Genomic DNA, 25,930 nt, shown 5'->3' with positions numbered 1-25,930 from the left:
TTGAAGCATGCCGCCGCCGCCCTGCGTTGCCCCGACATTGCCTTTGCTGGCGATCCGGCGGCGCTTGCAGCGGATACCCACGACGACATATCGTTCGACCGGGTTCTGCGCGGGTCGGAAATCGCTGTCCGCTATCTCGGCTTCGACGACCGAGCGCGCGATGAACGCCACGCCATGGTGCGCGCAGTGTTCCCTGATGCGCTGACCTTCTCGTTTCGCGACGCCGACACCACGTTCCTGTCGCGCCATCATGGCCCGTTCGACGTCATCCTGATCGGCGGCGCCGATCTGGTCCGGGTGGGCGCGGCCTTGCGCCGCAATGCGCTCCTGCTGCGCCATTGCGCGCGCATCGCGATCTCGCGCGATTGCGAGCCGCGCAAGGTCGCACGCACCCTTCACGCAGGGTTCGACGACGTGATCGATCTGGCCAAGACCGGCCCTGAGGAAATCGTCGCGCGCACGCGGGCAATCGTCGGGCGCTATCGTGCCAATGCGCCGCGCGACCAGGGCGATGACGTCTCGGGTATCGCCGATCCTGCCGGACTGTCCGCCCGCGAAACCGCGCTCATCGTGGTGCTCGCCGAACGCATGGGCGTGGCCGTGCCCTACGAGGCGCTGCGCGATCGGGTTGCCGAACGGGTCGAAACGCTGACCATCGAACACTTGCGCGTCATCGTCAGCAAGCTGCGCGCCAAGCTCAACACCGGCTACGCCATCGTTCCCGAAAAGGGGGTCGGCTACCGCCTGGTCGCCGCGACCGGCAAATCGCCGGGCAGATAGGTGGCCTCAGGCGCGGCGCTGGTGCCGAAGCGTTTCAGCCTGCGCCAGCACCGCGCCGAAGTCGATCGGCTTGACCATCACCGCCACCGCGCCCGACGCCAGCGCCAGGTCCTGCGTCGCCCGGTCACTGAATGCGGTCAGCATGATGATGCGCGGCAGTACGTCCATCCGCCGCCCGAGTTCGCGCAGCAGCGCGATGCCGTCGAGCGACGGCAGTTGCACGTCGCACAAGACCAGGTCGATGCCGCCCGCGACGATCACCTCCAGCCCTTCGCGCCCGTCGCCGGTCTCGATCACCTCGTAGCCCTCGTCGCGCAATTCGCCGACAAGATCCTCGCGCAGTTCGTCGTTGTCCTCGATGCAGAGGATCCGGAACGCGGCGCTGCTCATGCAGGGCGCGCCGCGACATCGACCGGCGTTGCGCCGGCCACCTCGGGCGCGCAGCTGAAGTCGAGATCTATCTCCACCACCGCGCCGCGACTGTCGGGCACCTCGCGGCGGCCGATCCGGCCGCCAAGCACTTCCAGCAAGCCATGTGCGTCGATCCGCCCGGCCACGCGCTTGCCCACCTCGTCGCCGTCCAGCAGCGGCACGTGCGGCCGCAACGGCTCGCTGGAACTTGCCGCCGCCGCTTCCAGGTGCAGCATGACGATATTGCCGGTGCGCGTCAGCACCGCGATGATCGCATCGCCGCGACAGGCGCTGCGCAACAGCACGTCGAGCGCCGCGCGTACGCCGACGAAGGCCAGCGGTTCTTCGACAAGGATCGGCGTTTCCGCCCCGTGCAGCACCAGCGGTCGGTCATCAGCAAGGTCGGCGGCCACGCTGCGCACCACGCCGGCAAGGTCGGTGGACGTGCCGCTTTGCGCGCCCAGCGTGCGCTCGGCGCGTTCGTCGGAAAATGTCACCAGCGTCTGCAACAGAGCGGAAATCCGCTCGATCGCGGCCCGCATACGCCCGACCCGCTGGCGCAACTGGTCCGCTTCGATCGTATCGGCCTTGCGGTTCAGGATCTGCGCGCTGCTGTCCACGACCGCCAGGGGCGTGCGGACGGCATGGCACAGCAGACGCACCAGGTAGGTGCGTTCGAGGTTGAGCCTGCGCTGGTGGACCAGCGCGTCCATCACCGTGCGTTCGTGCCGCGCGATCTGGGTCTGCGCATCGCCCAGCAGGTGCGCGGTGCGCGCCACGCGATGGCCCAGCTCGTCCAGCTCGCGGATGCCGGATCCGGCAAAGGCGTGATCGTATTCACGCCGCTCGATCCCGTGCAGGATCGCCGCGATCCGCCCGAACGGCTGCGCCAGATCGTCGCTCATCCGCCGCGCCCTCAGCGAAAGATAGGCGAAGAACAGCACATAGAACGCAAGCAGTGCGCCCGCCATCAGCCAGCCGACCGTGGTCAGGCGCGCCAGCAACTGGTCCGCCTCGGCATAGACGCCCGCCTGCGGTACCACCACCAGCAGACGCCAGCCCGTCCCCGGAATGGTCCGGTACGACGCCAGGTGCGGGCCATCGAGGTCGAGCGTCATCTCGCCGTGGTCGGCCTTGTCCATCGCGTCGGCCAGCGCGCGGGTGGCAGGGCGACGATGCAGGTCGAACGCCTCGGGCTTGCGCGTGTCGCCCAGGATGGCCCCGGTATAATCGTGTGCGACCAGTTCCTTGAGCCCGAAGCTCTTTTCCGCCCGCGGCGGCAAGGCCACGATCGAGCCCCGGCGATCGATCAGCAGGGCCGAGCCGCCCCAGGGCACCTGCAGGCCCACCAGGCGGTCGATCACCGTGCGCAGCGAAAGGTCGATCCCGGCCACGCCCTCCAGCCGCCCCGCCTTCCAGACCGGCGCGATCGACGAGATCATCCACCCTCGCCCGGCGGGATCGACGTAGGCGTCGGTCCACACGGCCCGACGCTCGGGGTTGTGCTTGCCATTGGCCAGATAGTAGAAATTGTAGCGGGGGATATCCATGTTGCGCGGGTACTGGGCCAGCGCATCGATGAATGGAAAAATCCGGTTGTAACTATCGGCAGTATTGAAATAAACCGAGGTGAAGCGAGGGTGGCTATGCACCAGGTCGATCATCACCGGATCCAGTGCGGCGAGGCGCGCGGCCTTGTCCAGCCTGGCCGGATCGGTGCGGCTGCGGCTGGAATAGAACCCCGCCGCGCCGCCGTCATTGCGCGGCGTATAAAGCACGCCGTCGGCCGTCTCGACGAAGCGCGCCTTTTCACTGGCGCGCACCGTCCCGGTGTCGATCGCGCGCCCTGCCTGCGCCGCCAGCATGGTCGTCAGGCTCGCCGTCTCGTCGAGCGTCCCGGCGATCGAGGCCGCCTCGCGCTCGGCGATTTCGTTAAGAAACTCGCGCGAAACCTTGCGCAGCGAGGCGACATTGCCCTGGTAGATCGCCGAAACGCTCAGCCAGTATATAACCAAGAAACTTATTTCGATAACGACAAGAGGGACTAGCGCTGTCCTAACATATGACCACCATAGCCACGCACGCAGTGGCAGCTTCCGGCGCCGGTTGTCGGGAAGTCGGACAGGGATCATATCGGGCGCTGTAATAGACGGTTAACACGGGGTTTTGGAAGGGGCGAATGACAGCGCAAAGCGCGATCCACGATCACGCCGCAGACAAGGGCGCTGCCGACGGGTTTCGCCCGCTCGGACCAGAGGCGCTGCGCGCCTTGCAGGGACTGTCCAGCCCGCTCTACATCTACGCCTTCGACACGCAGCGCGTCGCCTGGGCCAATGCCGCCGCGCTGCACTTCTGGCACGCTTCGTCGGTAGAGGAACTGCTCGGTCGTGACCTCGGCGATCAGAGCACGTCCACCAGCATCCGCCTGAACGAATATCGCGCGGCCTTCGCCCGCAACGAAGAGCGGACCGAGGGCTGGACCTTCTACCCCAAGGGGGAACCCGTCACCGCGGTCTGCCACTGCTCGGGCGTGCGCCTCGGCCCGGACGGCGAAGACGCCATGCTGGTGGAGATCGAGGCGATCCGGCCTTACGACCTGCTCGCGGGCGAACTGCGCGCGGTCGAGGCCCTGCGCCACAGCCCACTGATGATCTCGCTGTTGTCGAGCAGTGGCGAGGTGCTGATGCGCAACCCCGCCGCGCAGGCCTGCTTCGGCGCGATGGACACCGCGCTGGACGGTCACGGCGACCATTTCACCGCAATGTTCGCCGATCCGGCCGATGCCACGGTCCTGCTCGACGCCGCGCAGACCGCCCCCTTCGCGCGCCTCACCGCGCCGCTCGCGCTGCCGGGCGCGCCGCATCACGCGATCCAGCTCTCGCTGGTCACGGATCCGGCCACCGGCCGCTCGGCCCGGCTGGTCGCCCAGGAGGACATCTCGCAGCTGACCCAGATCCGGCACAAGCTGGCCGCCAGCGAGGAATCGCTCCAGGCCGTGCTCGATCTCAACGTCGCGCCTACCATCGTCGTGGCCTCGGCCACCGGCCGCGTGCTCAACGCCAACCTGTCGGCCAGCCGCCTGCTTGGCCCCCGGCTCGTGCTGGGTGAACCCGCTATCGGCCTGTTCGCGCCCGATTCCGCGCCCGAAGGCGGCTACCGCGCGATGTTCGACGACATCGCCTCGGGCCGACGCACCACCGCGCAAGTGCAGCTTCAGGGCCATGCCGGCACGTTCTGGGCAGCGGCATCGTGCGCGCGCATCCGCTACGAGAACGAGGACGCGATCGTCGCGGTCCTCACCGACATCGACGACCTCTACCGCACCGCCGCCGATCTCGAGGTCGCGCTGTCGGAAGAGCGCCTGACCACCGCACTGCAGAAGCGCTCGCTGGCTTTCGCCACGCACGAGTTCCGCTCGCCGCTGGCGCAGATCGACAGCAACGCCCAGCGTCTCGAACGCCGCGCCGATCAATTCGCCCCCGATCAGGTGCGCGACGTGGCCGGCCGCATCCGTGCCACGGTCAAGCGCCTGCTGCACCTCATCGATACCGCGCTCGACAGCGGGCGCGGCAACCGGCCGGGCCTCGCCTGCTTCCCCGCCCCGTCCGATCTTGGCCGCCTGATCGATTCGTGCGTGCGCGCCTTCGCCGAAACGCAGCCCGCGGCGCAGATCGAGGTGGCGCTGCCCCACCTGCCGCAGATCGATCTGGATCGCGCCCTGATCGAGCAAGTCTTCGCCAACCTGCTGTCGAACGCGGTCAAGTATGCCAGCGGCACGCCGCGCATCCGCATCGACGGCGACGTCACGGGCGGCGCGATCCGCGTGCGCGTGCGCGACCACGGCATCGGCGTCGATCCGGCGGACAGCGAGCGACTTTTCGGGGAATACGTGCGCGGCGGCAATGTCGGTGCGCGGCCGGGCATGGGCCTCGGGCTGTCGATCGTGCGCCACATCATCGACCTGCACGGCGGCACGATCCGCTTCGTGCCCTGCGAGGGCCCCGGCGCGATGGTGAAGATCGTCCTGCCGCTGCGGCGCACGCCCTGAACGCGCACGTATTATTCCTAAGGGAATAAACGTATATACTACACCCCCGGCCAAGCCGGTTACAGACAGCCCGCACTCCCGCCGCCTACCAGCGTAGATGGGCCAAACCCCGGTCCGCAGTCCTAACGGTGGGTCGAACATCATGGAAATCCAGCGGCACACCTTCGTCGCCAGTTCGGCCAACGCGCGCCGCGTGCTGGCCCGCGCGATCCGTCCGGCCTCGCACGCCCGGCTCGGCGCGGTGGTGGGCGAAGGACTGTGGCTGTGCGCACCGGCGCAGGACGAAGCGGGCGCGGCCCCGCTGGTCGGCGCCGATGGCCAGACCTTCGCCGTCCGCCCGCTCGCCGATCCTGGCGATTGTGCCGATCCGGCGTCCGCGCTGCTCGTGCGCGCGCGCAGCGTCGCCGCGCTTGCCGCCGCCGTTGCCGCGTTGCGCGCCCGCCTGCCGGGCGCCACGATCATCGGCGTCCTGCCCGATGCGCTGGCCACCGACGTGATCGCCCCCTTGCGCGCAGGTGCCGACGACGTGTTCGGCACCGGCATGATGACTGCCGAGGCGCTGGCCCGCATCCAGGCGATCGCGCGGAGACACGCCCTCGCGCGGGCGCATGCGGCCCCCCGCAGCGCCCCCGCCGTACGGCTGACGCTGGTCGGCTGAGCCTGCGCGCCCCGGCGGGAGCGCTCAATGCGCCGCCGGTTCGTCCACCCAGTCGCGCCGCAGGAACGGTCCAGCAAAGGCCAGGAACAGCGCGGCCACGCCGAACAGGCTCATCGCGAACAGCATCGACATGCGCAGCGCCGCCTCGCCATAGACCGGCGTCAGCGCAGTCGACAGCGCACCCAGCGCATAGATCCCGCCGCCAAGTCCGATCAGGTTGTTGATCAGCAGGAACAGCGAACTGGCCATCGAGCGTTCCGCCGGCGGCACCAGGTGCTGGATCGCGCTCAACACCGGCCCCAGCCAGACGTAGGAAAACGCCTGCGGGATCAGGAACAGCACGAAGGCGATCCACACGTTGTCGTTGAGGATCCCCGCGATGAACAGCGGCGCTGCAGCCACGAAAGCGATCGCGGGCACCCAGGCATACCACGCGCGGTCCGCCTGCCCCACGCGGTCGGCCACGCGCCCGCCGACGATCATGCCCGTCACGCCCCCCAGCAGCAGGATCGCGCCGATGAACTGCGACGTGCCCACCAGATCGAGGCCATAGCTGCGCTGCAACAGGCTCGGCAGCCAGAAGCCCACGCCATAGCCCAGCATCGAACTCGCGGTCGCGCCGAAGGTCAGCAGCCAGAACGAAGACTTGGCCAACACCTTTCGCGCCACCGGCCCCAGCCGGGGGGCATCCGCGCTGGCGATCACCGGGCGCGGCACGTCCTTGACCAGCAGGCGGAACAGCGGCGCCAGCAGCACGCCCGCCGCACCCACCGCAAAGAACGCAATGCGCCAGTCGATGTTGGCGGCGATATAACCGCCCGCCATCACCCCCAGCGCCGATCCGATGGGAATGCCCAGCGTATAGATCGACAGCGCAGAGGCGCGCTTCTCGCTCGGGAAGTAGTCGCCGATCAGGGCATAGGAGGGCGCCACGCCGCCCGCTTCGCCCACGCCTACCCCTACGCGCGCGGCAAACAGCGTCCAGAAACTGCCGGCCATGCCGCACAGCGCGGTGAACGCGCTCCATACCACCAGCGCCCCGGTGATCACCCAGGTGCGGCTGGTGCGGTCGGCGATGAGCGCCAGCGGCACCGCCATCAGCGAATAGAGCAGCGCAAAGGCGATCCCGCCCAAGAGGCCCATGCGCGCATCGTCGATGCCCAGTTCAGCCTGGATCGGCCCCGCCAGGATCGACAGGATCTGCCGGTCGACGAAGTTGAGGATGTAAACCGCAAGCAACATCCCAAGGACGAGCGCGGGCCTAGCCGGAAGAGAGACGGCCGGCAGGGCAGCAGTGGTCGTACTGGCCTGCGGCGGGCTTGCGGGGGCATGCATCAGGTCACGGTTCTCCCAAGGTGGCGCTCGATCGCGTCGAGTGCTTCTTTTTCATCGAGAATCGGAGCGTGACCCACGCGCGGCACTTCGGCAAGCGCGAACGGCCCGCTGTGGCGACGGCCCATCGCCTCGACGGTTTCACGCGACAGCAGATCGGACAAGGCGCCGCGCACCACCAGCACCGGCAGCGCATCGAGCGCATCCCACAGCGGCCACAGGTCGGGCGGCACCGTCGCGGGCGCATCGCCACCGATGCTGCGCGCGATTTCGGGGTCATAGGCGAAGACCACGCCCTCGGCGCTTTCGCGACAGGTCCGCCGTGCGAAAGCCAGCCATTGCGCGTGATCGTAATCGGGAAAAGCCTCGCCATTGACGCCTGCGCAGGCCCGCGCCGCCGCGTCCCAGTCGTCCATCGCGCCCGAAGGCCCGACATAGCCCTGGATGCGCGCGATGCCCTCGGCTTCCAGCACCGGCCCCACGTCGTTCAGCACCAGCGTCGGAAAACGCGTCGGCTGCGCGGCGGCCATGACCATCGCCATCAGCCCGCCCATCGACGTGCCGATCAGCCCCGCCCGCGCCACGCCAAGATCGGCCAGCAGCGCCATCATGTCCGCCACATAGACATCCGGCCGATAGTTGTCCGGCTCCGGATCAGGGTCCGACAGCCCCCGCCCGCGCTGGTCGGGCACGATCAGGCGGTAGCGGCGTGACAAGTGCGCAGCGAGCGGCTCGAAATCCGCCGCATTGCGCGTCAGCCCGTGCATCAGCAGCAGCGGCATGGACACGCCCCCCGAAGGCGGCCCCGGATAGATCCGCGCGGCCAGCGCCAGCCGCCCGCAGGCGCTGCGCGTGCGGTGGACGGAATAGTCCATCATCGTCTCCTGTCCTCCCGCCATGCCCTTCCCCCCTCCCGCAAGCGGGAGGGGTTGGGGTTGGGCAGGCGGCCGGAGGGAGAGGGAGCCGCGTGCCCTCGGGCAGATCGTCGCGTCAGAACTTCAGCGTCGCACTCACGAACACCTGGCGCGGGTTGCCATAGAACGCGGTCAGCGTGCCTTCCTTGCCCAGCGTCGGGATCAGCGAACCGTCGGGCCGCTTCAGGATCTCGCCGGTCTCGGGGTTGGCGGCGATGAAGGTGTAGCCAGACGTCTTGTAGTGCTTGTCGAGCAGGTTCTTGCCATGGACCCCAAGGCTCCAGCGCCCGCCCGGCGCGGTATAGACCACGCTCGCATCCCACAGCCCGTAACCCTTCTGGTCGATGTAGGGATTGGGCACCTCGAACTGGTAGGTCTTCGACCGATACGAATACGTGGTCGACAGCGACAGGTCACCCTCGCCCAGCGGCGTCGCATAGGCCAGCGTGGCGTTGCCGGTGAACTCGGGCGTGTTCTGCACCTTGCGGTACTTCGCCACGTCGACCGGCCCCTTGCCGGCGATCTGCGTCACGTATTCGCGGTACTTGGCGTCGATGTAGCCGAGCGAGCCCGACAGGCGCAGCGTGTCGCCCGCGCCGATCAGGTCGCGACCCAGCCGCGCGTTGGCTTCCAGCTCCAGCCCCTGCAACCGCGCCTTGCCCGCGTTGGTGATGATCCCGCAGAAGGTGGAAACCCCGCCCACGGTGCAGCCCGCCGAGCCGGGGATCTGCACATCCTTGTAGTCCATGCGGAACGCGGCGAAGGCGACGAACAGCGCACCGTTCCACAGGTTGCCCTTGTAGCCCACTTCGTAGCTGTCGACCGATTCCGGGCGGAAGCTCAGATAGCGGGCAATCTCGGCGTCCGAACGCACGCCGTCGCCATTGCTGTCGGGCGCGTTCACGCCCACGCCGCGCGGATCGAACCCGCCGCCCTTGAAGCCCTGGCTGAAGCTTGCATAGACGTTGTGATCGCTCGTCGGCTTGAAGCTCAGCGACACGCGCGGGGTGAACTTGGTGTAGCTCGCCCGGCCGCTGAAGTCGGTGCTGGCCGCCCCGAACGGCACGCCAAGGCCGCCGAACACGGGCGAACCGCCGCCCAGGTAGTTCTGACGCAGGATCTTCGCCTGGCGCTCGTCCCAGGTATAGCGCCCGCCCAGCGTCAGGCTCAGCTGCTTGGTGAAGTCCACGTTCACTTCGCCGAATACCGCCCAGGTGTCGGTATCGACATTGGCCTCGGTGAAGGCGGTCAGCCCCGCGAACGAGGTGAACAGGCGCACGTCGAACTGCGTGTCGGCCTTGGCGGTCAGGTAGTATCCGCCCACGATCGCGTTGATCGCGCCGCCGTTGTCCCACAGCAGCTGCACTTCCTCGCTCACCTGCTCGTTGCGGTAGAACGCGGGCACGTCGAGATCGACCGCGGGCAGCGCGTCGAAGTCGATCGGCGAGGCGCTGTCGTCCTTGCGCCAGGCGCTGATCGACCGCAGCGTCAGCGCGTCGGTCAGTTCGGCGGTCACGTTCATCGACAGGCCATAGGCCTTCACGTCCTGCTTCGGATCGTTCAGCCCGCCCTTGCTGTCGAACACGTCCTTCAGCACCGGCGCGCCCGAAAGCTGGCCGGGGATGATGCGGTGCCCGCCGCGCGGGTTGCTCTTGTCGCGGGTATAGTCGCCCGAAATGCGCACCAGCACCGGCTGGCCATAGCCGCCGATCTCCACCGTGCCGCGCCCGGCCCACACGTCCTTGTTGTAGTTGTCGAGGCCCGTCGTCAGGTTCTTGCCGAAGCCCCCGCGCGAAAGCCGCGCCACCGATCCGCCCACGCGGATCAGGTCGGACACCGGCGCCGACACCGTCAGCACGCCCTCGGCCTGGTCATACGTGCCATAAGTGCCGCGCAGCTTCAGCGAGAAGTCCTGCGGCAGCTGCTTGGTCACGTACTTGACCGCGCCGCCGATGGTGTTGCGCCCATAAAGCGTGCCCTGCGGCCCGCGCAGCACTTCCACGCGCTCTACCTCGTAGATGTCGAGCACCGCCGCCTGCGGGCGATTGAGGTACACATCGTCGAGATAGATGCCCACGCCCTGCTCGAAGCCGGAAACCGGGTCCTGCTGGCCGATGCCGCGGATGAAGGCCGACAGCGTGGAGTTGGTCCCGCGCGACACTTCCAGCGTCACGTTGGGTGCGCTCTGCGCCACGTCGGTAATGTCGAGCGCGCCCGTCTTGGCCAGCTGGTCGCCGCTCAGCGTCGTCACCGCGATCGGCACGTCGACCAGCCGCTCCTCGCGCCGCCGCGCCGTAACGATAATGCCACCTTCGTCGGCCACGTCGGCGCTGGCGGAGGTGGTCTGCGCCTCCTGCGCGGCGGCAGGCGCGGCGCAGATCAGCGAGGCAAGAACGAACGGACACGCATGGAGCGCGCGCAGGCGGGCCTTGGACATCGAAACTCTCCCCTGTGGAATCCTCGGGGATACTGTTATTGAAAGTTGAACCACTTTTCAACTTCAAGGATTTGCCACGGCCTCCAATCGTGTCTAGCTGTTGCGCGATGACCACAGATCCCGCGCTCCCACAGGCCCCCACGGCCAAGGCCCCGCGCACCGAGCGCGGTCGCCAGACCTTGCGCAAGCTGTTGAATGCAGCCGAAATTGAGTTCGGCGAGAAAGGCTTCCACGAAGCCTCGATCAACGGCATCACCACCCGGGCCGGCACCGCGCTCGGCAGCTTCTACACCTACTTCGATTCGAAAGAGGCGATCTTCCGTGCGCTCGTCGGCGATCTCAGCGCCCGCGTGCGCGAAGCCGCGCGCCAGCGGCAGGAGGACGTTCGCCCCGCGCTTGAACAGGAAAGGGTCGCGCTGTCAGGCTTCCTGCGCTTCGCCGCCGCGCACAAGGAAATCTACCAGATCATCGACGAGGCCAAGTTCGTCGATCCCGAAAGCTACCGCGAACACTACCGCTCGACCGCGCGCCGCATCCTTGACCGACTGGAGGCAGGCATCACGCGCGGCGAATTGCGCGACGATCTGGAAGAAGCGCACGCCTGGGCCATCATGGGCATGAACGTGTTCCTGGGCATGCGCTACGCCGTGTGGGACGACGAAGACCCCGACCGCATCGCCACCATCGCCGCCGACATCCTCGGCAAGGGCATCGCCCGGCCCTGACAAAAAGGGGCCGATCCTGCGACCGGCCCCAGACTGCCGCCGTGAGAGGGCGACGGCAAATTCACATCATCAGAACTTGAACGAAGCCTCCACGAACACCTGACGGCCCCGGTTCATTGTCAGCACCTTGTCGTCACCTGCCGGCAGGCTCGCCGTCGCGGCAGCCGCAGGCGTGAGGAAGGGCCTTCCCCCTGCCGTGTTCACCCACAGCTTGTTGGTCAGGTTGGTGCCCACCAGCGCCAGCTTCCAGCGCCCGCCCGGCGCCCCGATCGAGATCGAGCCGTCGACCGTGGCATAGCCATCCTGCCGGTAGTCGTCGTTCGAATCCTGCGCCGCGAGGTAGCTGCTGGTGAACGTCAGGTTCCCGCTCAGCCCCAGTTCCAGCGCGTCGGTCAGCGGCGCGGCATAATCGAACGCGACGTTGCCCGCCCAGTGCGGCGCGCGCGGCGCATCGCGGCCCTTCAGGTCCTGCCCAAGCCCGCTCAGGAACGTCTTGGTGAACTTGGCGTGCGTGTAGGCAAGGTTCGCCGACAGCGCCAGGCCCTCAAGCGGCGTGCGCCACGACCAGTTGACCTCCGCGCCCTTGGTCGTCACCTCGCCCGCGTTGAGCGTGATGAACTGGATCGCCACCGCGTCGAAGTTCTGCACCTGCAGATCCTTGAACACATAGTAGAACGCCGAGGCATTGAGCGTCATCCTGCGGTCGTCGAGCTGCGACTTGATCCCGATCTCGCCGCCCTTGGCGCTTTCCGACTTGTACTTGATCCCGGATTCCGCCGCTGCCTTCACGGCCGGATCGCTGCTGTTCAGCCCCAGCAGGCCCAGCGTCGGCAGCGCGCTGTTGTCGATGCCGCCCGACTTGAAGCCGGTCTTGTACGAGGCATAGACGTTGACGTCCGGGTTGATCTTGTAGCGCAGGCTGACTTCGGGCGAGAGATTGTCGTCATCGAACCTGATCGGCCCGGCCTTGAACCCGCTCGGTACGAAAGCCGCCGCCAGATAGGCGTGGGTATAGGGCACATCGATGATCTGGTTGCGCTTTTCCTTGGTGTAGCGAAGCCCGCCCGACAGTTCGAGCTGTTCGGTCAGGTCCAGCGTGGCGCTGCCGAACACCGACCAGGCATCGCCCTTGGTCACGATCCGCTTGCGATAGTCGGAGGTGAAGCCCGTCACCGGATCGGGCGCCACGAAGGCAATCGGCAGGATCTGCTGCGCGGTGTCGAACACCGAGCGGCGATGTTCGTAGAACGCGCCGACCATGAAGTTGAACGGCCCGTCGAGCTTGCTGGCAAGGCGCAGTTCCTGCGTGAACTGCTGCGTCTGGTTGAGCGGCGTGCCCGTGCCGACGCCCAGTTGCACGCCTGTGCCATTGGTCGCGTCCAGCGCCGGGGCGATGGCCGACAGCGGCACGCCCGGCACCAGCGAAAACGCCGGGCCAAGACCGCCATAGGAGTAGTTGTCGACGTCGAAGGCGTCGAGATCGACATAGCCCGTCACCGATGTCAGCGTGAACTGGTCGCTGATCTTCAGATCCATGCTCAACCGGCTGAACCACAGGTTGCTGCGCGAATAGGGCGCAACGCTGGTGATCGGCGCGCCCGATGTCGGCAGCTTGGCCGCCAGCGCGGGCGCGATGTCGGGATAATAGGGCTTGCCATCGACCTTGCAGTCGTAGCCCGCCGGAATGGCGACCGCGCCGCCCAGCAGGTAGACTTCGTCGGCACGACCGTTCTTGCCGCAATAGATGTCGCCGGGCCCGTTCGCGCCATCGCCGTTCTGATGGTTGTATTGCACCTTCAGGTTGGCGCGGAACGTGTTCGACGGCTCCCAAGCAGCGGTGAACCGCCCGACGAAATCCTTCAGGCCGCGATACTTGCCGTTGGCATAGACCGGCCCTTCCTGCATCGTGATGTAGCGCGTGGCGTCGTTGTATTGCGCCGCAAGACGGATGCCGAAGGTGTCGGTCACCGGGCCGGAAATGTACCCGTTGACGAGATAGCCGTGCTCCTCGAACTCGTATCCGGCCTTGCCGCCATATTGCCACGTCGACGTCGGATTGGCAGACTTGATCGACAGCACGCCCGCCGATGCGCTCTTGCCGAAGAACAGCGATTGCGGGCCTTTCAGCACTTCGATCTGCTGCGTGTCGAAAAAGCCCGACTGCACGATGCGCATGGTGCTGATCTGCACCCCGTCGAAATCGACCGCGACCGCCGAATCGAACGCGGCCGAAATGTTCGACGAGCCCACCCCGCGCAGCGAGATCTGCCCGCCCGAACCGGACCCGCCCACCTGCACGTTCAGCGTCGGCACGCGGCTCACCACGTCGGCCATCTTGGTGACGTTGTATTTCTCAAGCGTGGCGCTGCCCAGCGCAGTGACGGTCAACGGCACTTCCTGAAGGGTTTCGTCCTTCTTGCGCGCGGTGACGATGATGTCCTCATTGCTCGGGATGCCCGCCGCCGCATCGGCGGGCGGCGGGGCTTCCTCGGCCCTCGCCACGCCGAATGGAAGCGCCATGCCCAGCGCCAGCAGGCTCGCAGTCCAACGCATCACACGCATCGTTCCTCTCCCCTTGTTCGGGTCACCTGACCGATGCAGACCGGACGACTTGCCGTTTCCCCTGCCCCTCCCGCACGCGGGAGGGGCGCGAGACTTGCACCGCGATCAGGCGGCGTTCGTCGCAGCGGAGTGGGCAGCAAGGCAGCAGGACTGCAACCGGCACGATCCCCTTTGTTCCGACCGCCCTCTTACCCAGGGTCGGCCTTGTTGATCCTCACCTCATGCGGTCGCCCGCACGTGCAACGCGGCAAGGCCGCGCAGCAACTTGTTCGGCACGTGCCGGAAATCGTTCATCCCTTCGGGCAGCTCGAAGTGGTCGATGCGCGCCAGCAGCCGCTCGAACGCCACCGCCAGTTCCTTGCGCGCCAGCATGTTGCCCACGCACATGTGGATGCCGCGACCGAAGGCGAGGTGCGTGCGCGCGTTCTTGCGTTCCACGTCGAAGCGGTCCGGATCGGGATAGACGGCGGGATCGCGATTGGCCGCAGCAAAGCGCAGCATCAGCATCTCGCCCTTGGCCACCGGCACATCGCCCAGTGTGGTGTCGTGCAGCGCCACCCGCCACAACCCGCCAACCGGCGAAAGCAGCCGCAGCATTTCCTCCACCATGTTGGGAATCAGCGCCGGATTGGCCCGCACTTTCGCCATCTGGTCGGGGTGCCGGATCAGCAGCAGCAATCCGCCCGCCAGCGTCGATGTGGTGGTCTCGTTCCCCGCCACCATCAGCTGCTGCAGCACCGACATCACCTCGGCATCGTCCAGCGGGCGCTCGCCCTCGATGCGGGCGTTGACGATGGCCGACAGCAGGTCGTCCGGCCCGTTTCCGCCGCGCCGCATGTCGATCTGTGCCTTGGCGAACCGCTGATAATCCAGAATGGCGCGCGCCGCCTCGATCTCGCGCTCGCGGCTGGCCATGCCGCCCAGCCGGTCGGCGAAGGCGTCGGACCAGTGCTTCACCCGTTCGGCATCGTTTTCCATGCCGATCTGGCCCGCGATCACCTCCACCGGCAATGGCACGGCAAAGTCGTCGACGAACTCGATCGTCTCCCCGCTCGCCAGCCGATCGACCAGCCGGTCGACGATCGCGCGGATGCCGTTCTCCAGCGCGTTCACGCGCGGCATCGAAAAGGCGAGATTGACCAGCTTGCGAAAGCGGGTGTGGACCGGCGGATCGGCAGTCAGCATCGTGTCGACCGTCGGCCAGCCCTGCGCCTCGATCGCCGCGATTTCGGGATCGGCCACCGCATTGCCGCGCATCATCGCGCCAAAGTCGCTGGAAAAGTCCTGGGGCCGCCCCGCCGCCTCGCTGACCAGCGCATGGCTGAGCACCATCTTGACCGTTCCGCCCGCCACGGTGGCCACCGGCCCTTCCGCCAGCGCGCGGGCGTACCAGGCGAACGGGTTCTCGATCGTTTCTGGATCGAAGAATTCCCCCAGCGCCTGCCCCTGCGCCGTTGCGACGTCGTTCATTGGCCTCTCCTCGTCCTAGGAGTGAACCATTTTTTAGCACGCAATGCAATATATCTCGCATGGCGACGCAGGCCGCGCCGTCGGCACCGGAGGGCCCCGCCCACGGTCGGCTGGAATGGCCGTTTTCATTGCGATTCAAGGCCCTGCATCGGGTCCGGGTACGAAAGGAAAGCGGGGTGAGCGGACAGCGCCGCGTCACCCCTCACCATTTTTGATAGGCGCGTTATGTTTTTTGCCCGGCAGGCTGTTTCAGGAATGCGCTGCCATGCGCCCAAGGTGGTATTGCGCCGTGCCGAACTGGTGCTGCAGCACGTAGGCGCGCTTGAAATAGTGCGACACGTCGATCTCGTCGGTCGTGCCGATCCCGCCATGCACCTGCACCGCGCCTTCGGCCACCTGCTTCAACGCCTCGGCGACATAGGCCTTTGCCGCTGAGACCTGGCGCGACCGCTCCGCCGCCACCGCGCCGCCCGCCGCGTCCGCCTTCAGCGCGAGCGTTGCCATGGTCGCCATCGAGCGCGCGCGTTCCAGCGCCACCGCCATGTCCGCCATGCGGTGCTGCAGCGCCTGGAAGGTGCCGATGGGGCGGCCGAACTGCTCGCGCTGCTTGGCGTAGGCGACGGTGCGCTCCAGCAGCGTTGCCATCACCCCGACGGCCTCGGCACATTGCGCCCCGATTCCCGCGTCAATCGCCGCGCCGATGCGCTCCAGCGCATCTTCGTCGCCCAGATCCAGCCGTTCGCAGGTCGTGCCGGTAAAGGTCACGTCCGCCGCAGGCCGCCCGTCGATCAGCCGGTAATCGCGCCGCGTCAGCCCCGGCGCGTCGGCGCGCACCAGGCACAGCGCCGGTCGGCCATCGCCGGCCGCCCCCGTGCCCGCCTCGCGCGCGGAAACGATCAGGTGCGTCGCCAGGGGCGCTGCCACCACCAGCGCCTTGTCGCCCGTCAGCGCGCCGTCGCGCAGCATGCAACCGATCCGCGCCGGATCGCTGCGCCCCGCCTTCTCGTACAGCGCGGGCACGACCAGGGCGGAACCTTCCAGCACGGCGGACAGCAGCGACGCGCCTTGCGGCAGGCCTCGCAGCAGCGCCCCCGCCACGACCACCGCCTCGGTATAGGGCTCCAGCACCAGCGCGCGCCCCAGCTCCTCGGCGATCACCGCGATCTCCTCCGCGCCCCCGCCGAAGCCGCCATCCGCTTCGCCAAGGCCTGCGCCGAACAGGCCGAGTTCGCCCGCCAGCGCGCGCCAGACCTCGGGCCGCCAGCCTGCACCGGCCACGGCCTCGCGCCGTTCGTCGAACGTGTAGCGGCGCGCCAGGTAGCCCGACAGCGCTTCGCGCAGCAGTTGCTGCTCACCGGAAAGCTGAAAGTCCACGCCCCCTCCAAAATTATGTATCGCGCGCTACTTTTATGCCAGCCCGGCAAAATTTCAAGCACGGCTTCAGGGGCAGTTGCGCAAACCTTCGCCTTCGTCCAAATCCAACATCGTGACTGCTCATACGCGTGACCTTCGATAACATGGCCACCACCTTCGGCCCCGGCGACCTCGCGCCTCATCCCGACAAACCGCTGCTTTACTTCAGCCCCCAGATCCTCGCCCGCCGCCGCCGCCTGCTGAAGGAAGCGCGGCACATGATCGCCGAGGACGGGCTCGACGGTTTCAGCATCCGCAAGCTGTGCCAGCGCGCCGGCGTGGCCCAGCGCACGCTGTACAACGCGTTCCAGAGCAAGGACCGACTCATCGCCTTCGCCATCCGCGAGGCCTACGAGGAATTCTCCGCCTATGCCCGCACCAGCACCGAAAGCCTGACGCTGACGGGCCTGCTGTCGCGTACGATTGCCATCAACCGCCGCAACTTCCGCGTCCGCAACTACACCAAGGCCGTCTGCGCCCTCTACTTCTCGCCCAACGCCCCGCGCGATGTGTGGGAGACGCTGCAGGACATGGCGCTGATCGGCACGCGGCGCTGGCTGGCAGGGCATGGGCACGAACTGCAACCCTGGGTCGATCCCGAGCATCTGGCCCAGGCCATGAGCAACGCGCTCTACGCCACGATCAACGACTGGGCGCTGGGCCGACTGGACGACGACGAATACCTTCCGCGCCTCGCCGAGAACCTGCTGCTGCTGGTCGCAGGGTCAACCAAGGGCGCGCTGGCGAGCGAAGCCTGCGCGCACCTCGAAACGATCCGCCGGACAGGCAGCGTGGATTCGATCGTCACCCCGCTGTCGGACCCGCCACGCCGCATCGTGGCGCAGGACGACGCCTGAGCGACTAGCGCTCCAGCACGACGCAACCCGACAGGCCCGGCGCGCCATAGACCTGGCTGTAGGCGATGCGCGCGCCTTCGACCTGCCGCCCGTTGGCGCGGTCACGCAGCTGCTGGACGTTTTCGTAGACCTGCCGCAGCCCGGACGCGCCGATCGGCTCTCCACAGGCAAGGCAGCCGCCATCGGTGTTGACCGGCATCCGCCCGCCCAGCCGCGTAGCACCTTCGGCAATTAGGCGTTCCTGTTCGCCGTCCTTGCAGAAGCCGTTTTCGGCCATGTGCATGATTTCGGCCCCGCTTTCGGTGTCCTGCAACTGCGCCACGTCGACATCATCTGGCCCGACGCCCGCCATTTCCCATGCCGCTGCCGAGGCCAGCTCCACCGCCGACTTGCCGCGCTCGATCTCCAGCGCAGGCGCGAATACCTCGAAACTGCCGACCGGTCGCGTCCGGATCGCTGCGCCGCGCACCTTGGGTCCGGTCAGGCCCAGTTCGCGTGCCTTGCGCTCCGACGCGATGATCAGCGCCGCGCCGCCTTCGGCGGGCGAGCAGAACATGAACTTGGTCAGCGGGTCCGACACCATCGGCGCGTTGAGGATCGTGTCGAGATCGACCGGGCTGCGCCGCCAGGCGTGGGGCGCGTGGACCGCGTTGTCGAAGGCCTTTTCCGCGACCAGCCCCAGCGTACGCTGGCTGATGCCGTGAAGCGCCATGTAGCGCGTGATCTTGTTGGCGAAGAACTGGGTGGTCAGCATCATCCCGGTTTCACCATACCAGCGCGGCAGGCCCGAAGCTTCCGGATCGGCGTTGAATGCGCCGCGCGGGTGCTTGTCGAAACCGACGACCACGCCGATGTCGAATTCGCCCGACTTGATTGCAGAATAGCCCGAGAGCAGCGCCGACCCGCCGGTGGCACAGCCGTTGTTGACATTGATGAACGGGATGCCCGTGAGGCCAAGACGCGGCAGCACCGCATCAGCCGAACCCGCCGCCGAGGAGCCGCCGAAAGCGAACTCCATGTCGCTCCATTCCAGCCCGGCGTCCGCCAATGCTTCCCGAATGGCGAAAACGCCCTGCTCCAACCCAGTGCGCCCGTCGGTCCGTCCGAACGGATGGATCCCTGCGCCAACGATGACGATGTCGCTCATGCCTGTTCCCCTTCGCTTGCCGGGCGGAACGCGTAGGTCAGCACGGCCTCTCCGGTTTCGTTGGTACGATATGCTTCGGTCGTCACGCGCATCGGCTGCCCGATCCGCAGCGCAGACAGATCGTTGGCGACGATCCGCCCTTCCACGATCAACTGTCCGGGCAGTTCGACATAGCCGACGCCGTAGGGTTTGAAGTTGACCTCGTCCCCATCACCGTTGAACGGCGGCTTGGGCTTGAACCGCTGGATGGTGTAGGACCAGAGCGTCCCCTCGGGGGCGAGTTCGACCACGTCGAAGTCCTCGCCTTCAGACCCGCCAGGACACGGAAAGACCAGCTTCCCATTGCGCCGCGAACGCCCCGCGAGCAGCCGCGTGTCCGCGCCGCTGCCGCGAAACAGGTTTTCAGCAACCGCCAGTGCCATCCGCTTGTTCTCCCTATGCGCTTTTATTTGGCGTCAGAGCCCGAGGCTCTTGGCTATGATCCCCCGCTGGATCTCGCTCGACCCGCCGAAAATCGTGGCAGCCCGGGTGTTAAGGTAGCGTGCCGTGGGCGTGAGTGCGTAATCGGCGCCGACGTGCGCTTCGTTGGCGTGCAGTCCCAACGCGTGCCTCTGGTCCGCCACCGCATGACTGCCCAGCGCCTCGGACGTCAGCTGCGCCAGCTTCTGGTACATCTCACTGACCGAGAGCTTGAGAATCGAAGCGGTAGCGCCGTTGGTCACCTGCCCCGCAGCAAGACTCGCGATCTGGCGCCGTTCGGTCCAGTCGATCGCCATGACTTCGGTTTCGAGCCGCATGACGCGTTCGCGAAAGCGCGGGTCATCCCACAGCGGGCGGCCATCCTCGCCGGGCTCTGCCTGCGCCACCTGCCTGAGCCGTGCGAGCTGGGCATTGAGGCGCCCCGCCGACGAACCGCCCCCGCGTTCGAAGGTCAGCAGGTATTTGGCGATTTCCCAGCCCTGGTTCTCCTGCCCGACAAGGTATTCGGCGGGCACGCGCACGTTGTCGAGGAACACCTGGTTCACTTCGTGCTCGCCCGACATCGACAGGATCGGGGTGACGGTGATGCCCGGCAGATCGAGCGGGGCGAGCAGGAAGCTGATGCCCGCCTGCTTGGGCCCTTCGACGCGGGTGCGCACCAGCAGGAAGATCCAGTTGGCCTCGTGCGCGTGGGTGGTCCAGATCTTCGACCCGTTGACCACGTAATGCTCGTCCTCGCGCACCGCACGGGTTCGCAGGGAGGCCAGGTCGGAGCCGGAGCCGGGCTCGGAAAAACCCTGGCACCAGTAGTGTTCGCCCGAGAGCATCTTCGGCAGGAAAAAGTCTTTCTGCGCCTGGGTCCCGTAGGCCATGATCACCGGGCCACACAGCGCGATGCCCATGGCGGGCAGACCCGGCGTGCCGACAAGGCCGCACTCGCGCTCGTAGATGTAGCGCTGCATCGCAGTCCATCCGGGGCCGCCGTACTCCTTGGGCCAGGTCGGCGCGATCCAGCCCTGTTCGTAGAGGATGCGGTGCCAAGTCCGCGCCAGTTCGCCCTCGGCGAAGACGCCCGCCTGCCGCGCGGTTGCCTCGCGCAGGGAGGGCGTGAATTTCTCGGTGAGGAATGTGCGCACTTCGTATTCGAAAGCGAGGTCCTCGGCGGTGGGGGTCATGTCCATGTCGGTTCGCTCGAAACGGTGGCCCCGGAAATGGAGGGGCGTGGAATCGCAATCGGCTCTTGCCTTGCCGTCCCAACCGTTACACAACATTTTGCATCGCGCATCAACTTTTTATGGAGACGCTCTTGCGCTGGACCATCGCCGCCCGCCCCAACGCCCGCGAACTCGTTGCCGAAGACTTCGAAATCGACCGAAATCCGCCGCTTGGGACGCTTCAGGACGACGATCTGCGCGTCGCGGTGCTGATGCTGTCGTGTGATCCTGCCCAAAAGGGCTGGATGGAAAACGTCGCCGGGTATGCCGAGCCGACCGAGATCGGCCAGACCATGCCCGCGCTCGGCGTGGGCCGTGTGATCGAGAGCCGCAGCGCCGGATTTGCGCCCGGCGATCTGGTCCAGGGCCTGCTCGGCTGGGCCGACGAAATGATCGTCAGGGCATCGGCCATGCGCAAGGTGCGCGACGAGCCCGATGCGCCGCGCCTTGCGCTCGGACTGCTGGGATCGAGCGGCCTGACCGCCTACTTCGGGCTGACCCGCATCGGCGTGCCGCAGGCAGGCGACGTGCTGGTGGTGACCGGCGCGGCGGGCGGGGTCGGCTCGATCGTGGGGCAACTGGGCAAGATCGCGGGGTGCCGCGTGATCGGCATCGCAGGCGGGCCGGACAAGTGCCGCTGGCTGACCGAGGAACTGGGGTTCGATCACGCCATCGACTACAAGGCCGAGAAGGTGAAGGCCCGCGTGCGCGAACTGGCGCCCGAGGGCATCGATGTGCTGTGGGACAACGTCGGCGGGCAGATGCTCGACGACCTGCTGGCACGCATCGCGCGCAAGGCGCGGGTGGTGATCTGCGGCGGCATCGCCCGCTATCAGCAGCAGGGCCGCCCGCCCGGCCCCGGCAGCTATTTCAACATCGTGTTCAAGAGCGCGCGGATGGAAGGCTTCCTGCTGGGCGACTTCGCCGAGGACCACGACATCGGTCGCGACCGCTTGCGCCGCTGGCTGGCAGAAGGGCGCATTGTCCAGCGCGACGAAGTGGTCGATGGTCTGGAAAACGCGCCGCAGACGCTGATGCGCCTGTTTCGCGGGCTAAACCGGGGCAAGCTGCTGATCCGGGTCGCCGAGTGAGATGAAACCTGCATGATCGAAGTCGATTTCGTGTTGCCCGATGGAAGCCGTGAACGCGTTTACGGGCGCGAGGGATACAGCCTGATGGAAGTGGCGGTGCGCGCCGGGATTGCGGGCATCCGCGCCGAATGCGGCGGGGCCTGCGCCTGCGCGACCTGCCACGTGGCGATCGCGCCCGAATGGGCAGACCGCGTCGGCCCGCCGCATCTGGCCGAGGACATGCTGCTGGATTCGCTGGAACGCACGCAAACCTCGCGCCTAGCCTGTCAGGTCAAGCTGAAAGCGGTACTCGATGGGCTGGAGGTGCGCGTGCCGGAGTAGAGCGACATGCCAGGCCCGCTCCCCGTATAGGGAGAGGGGCCGAGCCCTTTCAGGCGTCCTGCGCCTGCATCGCGGCCATGACCGAGGCGGCGATTTCCTCCTTCCATGGGTTGCGGCGAAGGGTGAGGCCGCCGTTCACCTGCAGATTCTGCCCGGTCATGAAGCATTCGTCCGAGGCGAGCCACACGGCAGCAGCGGCGATGTCGTCCGACGTGCCGACGCGGCCCAGCGGATAGGAAGGCACGAATGCTTCCCACAGGCCCGGCGTCCGGCCGTTGGCGGCGGTCATCGGGGTTTCGGTAAGGCCCGGAGAGATCGAGTTGGCACGGATGCCGCGACTGCCGAATTCGTTGGCAACGCAGCGGATCACATGGTCGGTCCCGGCCTTGGTGCCCATGTAGGCGGCGTGGTCATTGAGCATGATCGTGGCTGTGGCCGATGAGATCTGGATGATCGAGCCGCCGTCCTGCATCGCCTCGATCATGGCCTGGAAGAACATGTACGGGCCTTTGAACTGCAGGTCGGAAATGCGCTGGAGCTCGTCCTCGGTGGTTTCGAGGAAGGGCTTGAGCAAGCCCCAGCCGGTAGCGTTGACGGCGATATCCACCCCGCCCATCTGCTGAACCGCGGAGGCAGCGAGCGCCTCATTGTCGGCCTTGCGGGTGATGTCGCACAGCGCCATGAAGCCCTTGCCGGGATGGGCGACGACGAATTCCTGAAGGTGTTCAGGCTTGCGCCCGGCGACGAGTACCTTCGCGCCTTCGGCCACCAGCCGCCGGGCGATGACCTGGCCCATGTTGTCCTTGCCCGCCGCGCCCAGCACGATCGCGCGCTTGCCTTCCAGCCGCATGGTGTTCTCCCTTTGCCTATCCGCCGATGGTGCGATCCGATGGCCAGAACGGCCGCCGCAGTTCGCGCTTGTTGACCTTGCCCATGGCATTGCGCCCGACCGTTGCCACAAGGTCGATGCTGCGCGGGCGCTTGTATCCTGCCAGCCGTTCGCGCGCGAAGGCCGCGAGGTCTTCCGCGCTGGCGCCGGACCCGCTGCGCGGGACGACGAGCGCCTTCACTTCCTCGCCCATGTCGGCGTTGGGCACGCCGATCACCGCCACGTCTTCCACCGCCGGATGGGTGATCAGCACCTGCTCGATCTCGGCGGGGTAGATGTTGACCCCGCCCGACACGATCATGTCCGACGAACGGTCGGTGATGAAGACGTAGCCGTCCTCGTCCACATAGCCGATCTCGCCCAGCGTGAAGACGCCGGGTTCGATGTGCGCGGCGGCGGTCTTTTCGGGATCGTTGTGATAGACGATGCCGCGCCCGGTGGGATCGCGGAAGTAGAGCTGGCCGACCTCGTTCGGCCCGAGCCGCGTGCCGTCCTCGGCCACCACCACCATTTCCAGCGGTGGCACCGCCTTGCCCACCGATCCGGGCTTGGCCAGCCATTCCTCCGACGTGATCATGTTGGTGGTGCCCGCCTCGGTCGCGCCATAGGCGTCGATGAACACCGGGCCCCACCATTCGATCATCGCCCGCTTGACATCGACCGGACAGGCCGCGCCGGTATGCGGCACTGATCGCACGCTCGACAGGTCGTAGCGCGACCGCACGTCATCGGGCAGGGCGAGCAGGCGCTGGAAGTGAGTGGGCACCATGACCATGGTGGCCACTTTGTGCGCCTCGATCAGCGCGAGAATCCCTTCGGCATCGAACTTCGGCAGAACCACCAGCGGGCGACCGCCACCCCACTGGCGTACCGAGCCGAGCGGGCCGGTATGGTAGTTGGGGCCCACCAGCAGCACCGGACCGGGCGGACCTTCGTCCAGGTGCATCGCATCGACCAGATCGCGCAAGGCCCGGAAAAGACCGGCAACGTCCGCTTCGCGCGGGAACATGCTGGGCGGCGTTTCCGCGCCCTTGGGCCGCCCGGTCGTGCCCGAGGTATAGTGCATGTAGGGCAGGGGCGGCATCGTCTCGGGCGGCCGTGCATCGCTGCTGGCGGCCAGCCATGCGTCCCACGGGGTGATGCCCGCCAACCCTTCACAGCGCCAGCCGATCACCTGCGGCACGCCTGCCAGACGCGCGGCTTCCACGCCCGCCACCGCCGTCTCCGGCCCCACGAACAGCGCCTGTGCGCCGCTGTCCCTGAGGATGTAGGCCAGTTCGTCGGCGGTCAGGTGGAAGTTCGCCGGAACGCCCGACACGCCTGCATGCAACAGCGCGAGATAGGCGAGCGCGCACTCGGTGGAATTATGTGCGAAGACCGCGGCGCGAGGGGGCGCGCCGAGGTCCATCGCCAGCAGGGCGTTGGTCGCGCGGTTCACCAACGGGTCGAGTTCCCCCCACGTCAGGTCCAGGCGACCGTCGGTGACGGCGAGGCTTTCGGGCATGGAACGCGCGTATTCGGTGGCAACCAGCGACATCAGGCCCCCGCCGCCGCATCGCGCGCCCCGTCCGCTGCCATCCCTTCGGCCAGCATGGCGTCGATCATCTGGTGCATCTTGCGGATGCGCAGTTCGGAATAGCGGGCGAGGTGGATCACCCCGAGGCCCGAGGCTTCCATGCCCGTCTGGACATGGGGCAGGTTGGCCATGTCCTGTTCGAACACGGCGGCCAGCCCAGCCGACATGCCGCCCTTCGGGCCATATTCGACCATGCTTTCGTCCAACCCGATCTCGAACACGCGCGCCGGCTTGGGCCGGGGCTGGCCCTTGGGCACGCGCTTCAACATGTAGATGTCCATGATCGAGGTGGTGTGATCGTGCCCGTTAGGCCGCCAGCGATAGACCAGATTGGGCATGTGCCCGGCCCAGAAGCTCATGTGCGGCCAGACGTTGTAGAGCAGAGCATCGACCATTTCGGCGTCCGAGGCGTCCGAATAATCGTGGCCATCGTCGGCCGCGAGCGACCGCCTCGTGAACTCGGCCATGAAGGTGCGCGCGGTTTCGCCATCGGGCACTTTCATCGCGCCGTCGGCCTGCCCCGCCAGCGAACGCGATCCGACGCCGAGCACGGCCTGCACCACTTCATCCTGCGTCACTTCGCGATCGTTGTAGGGGCTTGGCACCATCTGTGCCGAGAACTGCCGCGTCACGTGTTCGCTCAGGATATCGTACTGGCTGTTCACGTCGGCCAGGTAGGGCAGCAGTTGCGGGTGCGTGGTGATGGCGTGGTGGCTTTCCATGAAAGCCTCGGCCGCCGCCTTCCAGTTGCACGGCACGATCTTCTGCACGTGGAGGTGGATGTAGCGATCCTCGTGGGCATAGCCCGCGAAGTGTTCGGGCAGCGGGGCCAGCACACTGGCGAGCGGCGGGGCATCCTTGTCCATGTTGAGGAAGACATAGCCGCCCCATGTCTCGATCCTGGCTTCAGGCAACGACACGTCGCGGCCTTCCCACTGCGGGAAGTCCCAGGCGATCGGGTTGTCCTTGAAGCTGCCATCGGTGTTCCACGCGATGCCGTGATAGGGGCAACGGAATTCAGCCTTGCAGCCCCCAAATGCCGCCAGCTTGCGCCCGCGATGCAGGCAGGAATTGTAGAAGGCCCGGATGCCGCCATCTTCCTGTCGCACGATCAGGAACGACTTGCCCGCGATTTCATAGACGTGGGTGTCACCCGCGTTGGGGATTTCCTCCTCGCGGCAGGCCATCTGCCAGATCTTCGGCCAGAGGTACTTTTCTTCCGCGCGGGCGAAGGCAGGGTCGAGATAGCGCGCCACGTCGACGGGTTCGGTGCCGATATCGGGGACCGGGCCTTCGCGCAGGTGCTCGGGAACCGCACGGGAATCCCGCTCGAGAATCTCCTCGTAGGTGTCGGCCGGGTGGCGATCAGGGCGGAAATTCTTCGCTTCTACGTTCATGATGCTACCTCCGGCGGCCTTCCGGCCTATTCCTCTCGGGGTAGAAACTAACACATCATGCAAACTTGTGAAGCCCGCTGCGCGTGCTTTTGTGTATCAGGGCGTGCGCACCGGCCATCCGGCCTGATTCGAGGGCGGCCGGCGTGATTGACGCGCCGCGCACGCCCGGCCACGGTCGCGGGCGCAGGATTGGGACGAGAGCAAGGAG

21 protein-coding genes are annotated in these 25,930 nt (G+C 67.0%); 7 read left to right on the top strand and 14 right to left on the bottom strand.

What is annotated here, in order from left to right:
- Window positions 1–780 (top strand): winged helix-turn-helix domain-containing protein, encoded by a 780-nt coding sequence (locus K3A84_RS04690; RefSeq protein ID WP_225008175.1) that lies wholly within the window; start codon window positions 1–3, stop codon window positions 778–780.
- A 6-nt stretch (window positions 781–786) separates the two neighbouring features.
- On the opposite strand, the gene K3A84_RS04685 is transcribed toward K3A84_RS04690, so the two are convergent.
- On the bottom strand, window positions 787–1,170 hold the full coding sequence (locus K3A84_RS04685) for a response regulator (protein WP_225008174.1): 384 nt from the start codon (window positions 1,168–1,170) through the stop codon (window positions 787–789).
- Window positions 1,167–3,206: a sensor histidine kinase gene (locus K3A84_RS04680; RefSeq protein ID WP_225008173.1), complete on the bottom strand. Its 2,040-nt coding sequence runs from the start codon at window positions 3,204–3,206 to the stop codon at window positions 1,167–1,169. The genes K3A84_RS04685 and K3A84_RS04680 overlap by 4 nt, the downstream gene beginning before the upstream one ends.
- Window positions 3,207–3,370: 164 nt before the next feature.
- Between K3A84_RS04680 and K3A84_RS04675 the strand changes: the two genes are divergently transcribed.
- Both K3A84_RS04675 and K3A84_RS04670 read left to right on the top strand, forming a co-directional pair.
- Window positions 3,371–5,239 (top strand): sensor histidine kinase, encoded by a 1,869-nt coding sequence (locus K3A84_RS04675; protein WP_225008172.1) that lies wholly within the window; start codon window positions 3,371–3,373, stop codon window positions 5,237–5,239.
- A 142-nt stretch (window positions 5,240–5,381) separates the two neighbouring features.
- The gene (locus tag K3A84_RS04670; protein WP_225008171.1) at window positions 5,382–5,897 is read left to right on the top strand and encodes a hypothetical protein; all 516 of its coding nucleotides are present in this window, start codon (window positions 5,382–5,384) and stop codon (window positions 5,895–5,897) included.
- Window positions 5,898–5,921: 24 nt separating this feature from the next.
- On the opposite strand, the gene K3A84_RS04665 is transcribed toward K3A84_RS04670, so the two are convergent.
- The 3 genes from K3A84_RS04665 to K3A84_RS04655 form a co-directional block, all read right to left on the bottom strand.
- On the bottom strand, window positions 5,922–7,139 hold the full coding sequence (locus K3A84_RS04665; protein WP_225008170.1) for a spinster family MFS transporter: 1,218 nt from the start codon (window positions 7,137–7,139) through the stop codon (window positions 5,922–5,924).
- 92 nt (window positions 7,140–7,231) lie between these two features.
- Window positions 7,232–8,128 carry an alpha/beta fold hydrolase gene (locus tag K3A84_RS04660; RefSeq protein WP_225008169.1) on the bottom strand — a complete coding sequence of 299 codons (897 nt, stop codon included), beginning with the start codon at window positions 8,126–8,128 and terminating at the stop codon, window positions 7,232–7,234.
- 91 nt (window positions 8,129–8,219) lie between these two features.
- Window positions 8,220–10,580 (bottom strand): TonB-dependent receptor, encoded by a 2,361-nt coding sequence (locus K3A84_RS04655; RefSeq protein ID WP_225008168.1) that lies wholly within the window; start codon window positions 10,578–10,580, stop codon window positions 8,220–8,222.
- Window positions 10,581–10,687: 107 nt separating this feature from the next.
- Between K3A84_RS04655 and K3A84_RS04650 the strand changes: the two genes are divergently transcribed.
- Complete coding sequence (locus K3A84_RS04650; protein WP_225008167.1) at window positions 10,688–11,305, top strand: TetR/AcrR family transcriptional regulator; 618 nt, start codon at window positions 10,688–10,690, stop codon at window positions 11,303–11,305.
- Between the two features lie 69 nt (window positions 11,306–11,374).
- On the opposite strand, the gene K3A84_RS04645 is transcribed toward K3A84_RS04650, so the two are convergent.
- The 3 genes from K3A84_RS04645 to K3A84_RS04635 all read right to left on the bottom strand — a co-directional run bounded on the left by K3A84_RS04645 (window position 11,375) and on the right by K3A84_RS04635 (window position 16,711).
- A complete protein-coding gene (locus tag K3A84_RS04645; protein ID WP_225008166.1) occupies window positions 11,375–13,867 on the bottom strand; it encodes a TonB-dependent receptor in 2,493 nt (830 codons plus the stop codon).
- A 219-nt stretch (window positions 13,868–14,086) separates the two neighbouring features.
- Window positions 14,087–15,337, bottom strand: a complete 1,251-nt coding sequence (locus K3A84_RS04640; RefSeq protein WP_225008165.1) for a cytochrome P450 — start codon at window positions 15,335–15,337, stop codon at window positions 14,087–14,089.
- A gap of 249 nt (window positions 15,338–15,586) precedes the next feature.
- On the bottom strand, window positions 15,587–16,711 hold the full coding sequence (locus tag K3A84_RS04635; protein ID WP_225008164.1) for an acyl-CoA dehydrogenase family protein: 1,125 nt from the start codon (window positions 16,709–16,711) through the stop codon (window positions 15,587–15,589).
- 128 nt (window positions 16,712–16,839) lie between these two features.
- Here K3A84_RS04635 and K3A84_RS04630 point away from each other — a divergent pair, with 128 nt between their 5' ends.
- A complete protein-coding gene (locus K3A84_RS04630) occupies window positions 16,840–17,607 on the top strand; it encodes a TetR/AcrR family transcriptional regulator (RefSeq protein ID WP_225008163.1) in 768 nt (255 codons plus the stop codon).
- Between the two features lie 4 nt (window positions 17,608–17,611).
- Here the strand turns inward: K3A84_RS04630 and K3A84_RS04625 are convergent, their stop codons facing one another.
- From K3A84_RS04625 to K3A84_RS04615, 3 genes are read right to left on the bottom strand one after another with little or no spacing between them, the layout of a single operon-like run.
- Window positions 17,612–18,754: a thiolase family protein gene (locus tag K3A84_RS04625; RefSeq protein ID WP_225008162.1), complete on the bottom strand. Its 1,143-nt coding sequence runs from the start codon at window positions 18,752–18,754 to the stop codon at window positions 17,612–17,614.
- The gene (locus tag K3A84_RS04620) at window positions 18,751–19,176 is read right to left on the bottom strand and encodes a Zn-ribbon domain-containing OB-fold protein (protein WP_225008161.1); all 426 of its coding nucleotides are present in this window, start codon (window positions 19,174–19,176) and stop codon (window positions 18,751–18,753) included. Before K3A84_RS04620 ends, K3A84_RS04625 begins: the two co-directional genes overlap by 4 nt.
- A gap of 33 nt (window positions 19,177–19,209) precedes the next feature.
- Window positions 19,210–20,409, bottom strand: a complete 1,200-nt coding sequence (locus tag K3A84_RS04615; protein ID WP_225008160.1) for an acyl-CoA dehydrogenase family protein — start codon at window positions 20,407–20,409, stop codon at window positions 19,210–19,212.
- A gap of 119 nt (window positions 20,410–20,528) precedes the next feature.
- Here K3A84_RS04615 and K3A84_RS04610 point away from each other — a divergent pair, with 119 nt between their 5' ends.
- Window positions 20,529–21,539: an NADP-dependent oxidoreductase gene (locus K3A84_RS04610; RefSeq protein WP_225008159.1), complete on the top strand. Its 1,011-nt coding sequence runs from the start codon at window positions 20,529–20,531 to the stop codon at window positions 21,537–21,539.
- 12 nt (window positions 21,540–21,551) lie between these two features.
- Window positions 21,552–21,860, top strand: coding sequence for a 2Fe-2S iron-sulfur cluster-binding protein (locus tag K3A84_RS04605; RefSeq protein ID WP_225008158.1), 309 nt, complete (start codon window positions 21,552–21,554; stop codon window positions 21,858–21,860).
- Between the two features lie 49 nt (window positions 21,861–21,909).
- On the opposite strand, the gene K3A84_RS04600 is transcribed toward K3A84_RS04605, so the two are convergent.
- Genes K3A84_RS04600 through K3A84_RS04590 form a run of 3 tightly spaced genes read right to left on the bottom strand, consistent with a single transcriptional unit; the run spans window position 21,910 to window position 25,722 of the window.
- Window positions 21,910–22,710: an SDR family NAD(P)-dependent oxidoreductase gene (locus K3A84_RS04600; protein WP_225008157.1), complete on the bottom strand. Its 801-nt coding sequence runs from the start codon at window positions 22,708–22,710 to the stop codon at window positions 21,910–21,912.
- A 16-nt stretch (window positions 22,711–22,726) separates the two neighbouring features.
- Window positions 22,727–24,286: an AMP-binding protein gene (locus K3A84_RS04595; protein ID WP_225008156.1), complete on the bottom strand. Its 1,560-nt coding sequence runs from the start codon at window positions 24,284–24,286 to the stop codon at window positions 22,727–22,729.
- Window positions 24,286–25,722: an aromatic ring-hydroxylating oxygenase subunit alpha gene (locus K3A84_RS04590; RefSeq protein ID WP_225008155.1), complete on the bottom strand. Its 1,437-nt coding sequence runs from the start codon at window positions 25,720–25,722 to the stop codon at window positions 24,286–24,288. The genes K3A84_RS04595 and K3A84_RS04590 overlap by 1 nt, the downstream gene beginning before the upstream one ends.
- Window positions 25,723–25,930 lie beyond the last annotated feature (208 nt).

This window comes from Novosphingobium percolationis (assembly GCF_020179425.1).
GTDB lineage: Bacteria > Pseudomonadota > Alphaproteobacteria > Sphingomonadales > Sphingomonadaceae > Novosphingobium > Novosphingobium percolationis.
Note: the sequence above shows the minus strand (reverse complement) of the source record. Positions and strands in the feature narration are given on the sequence as shown.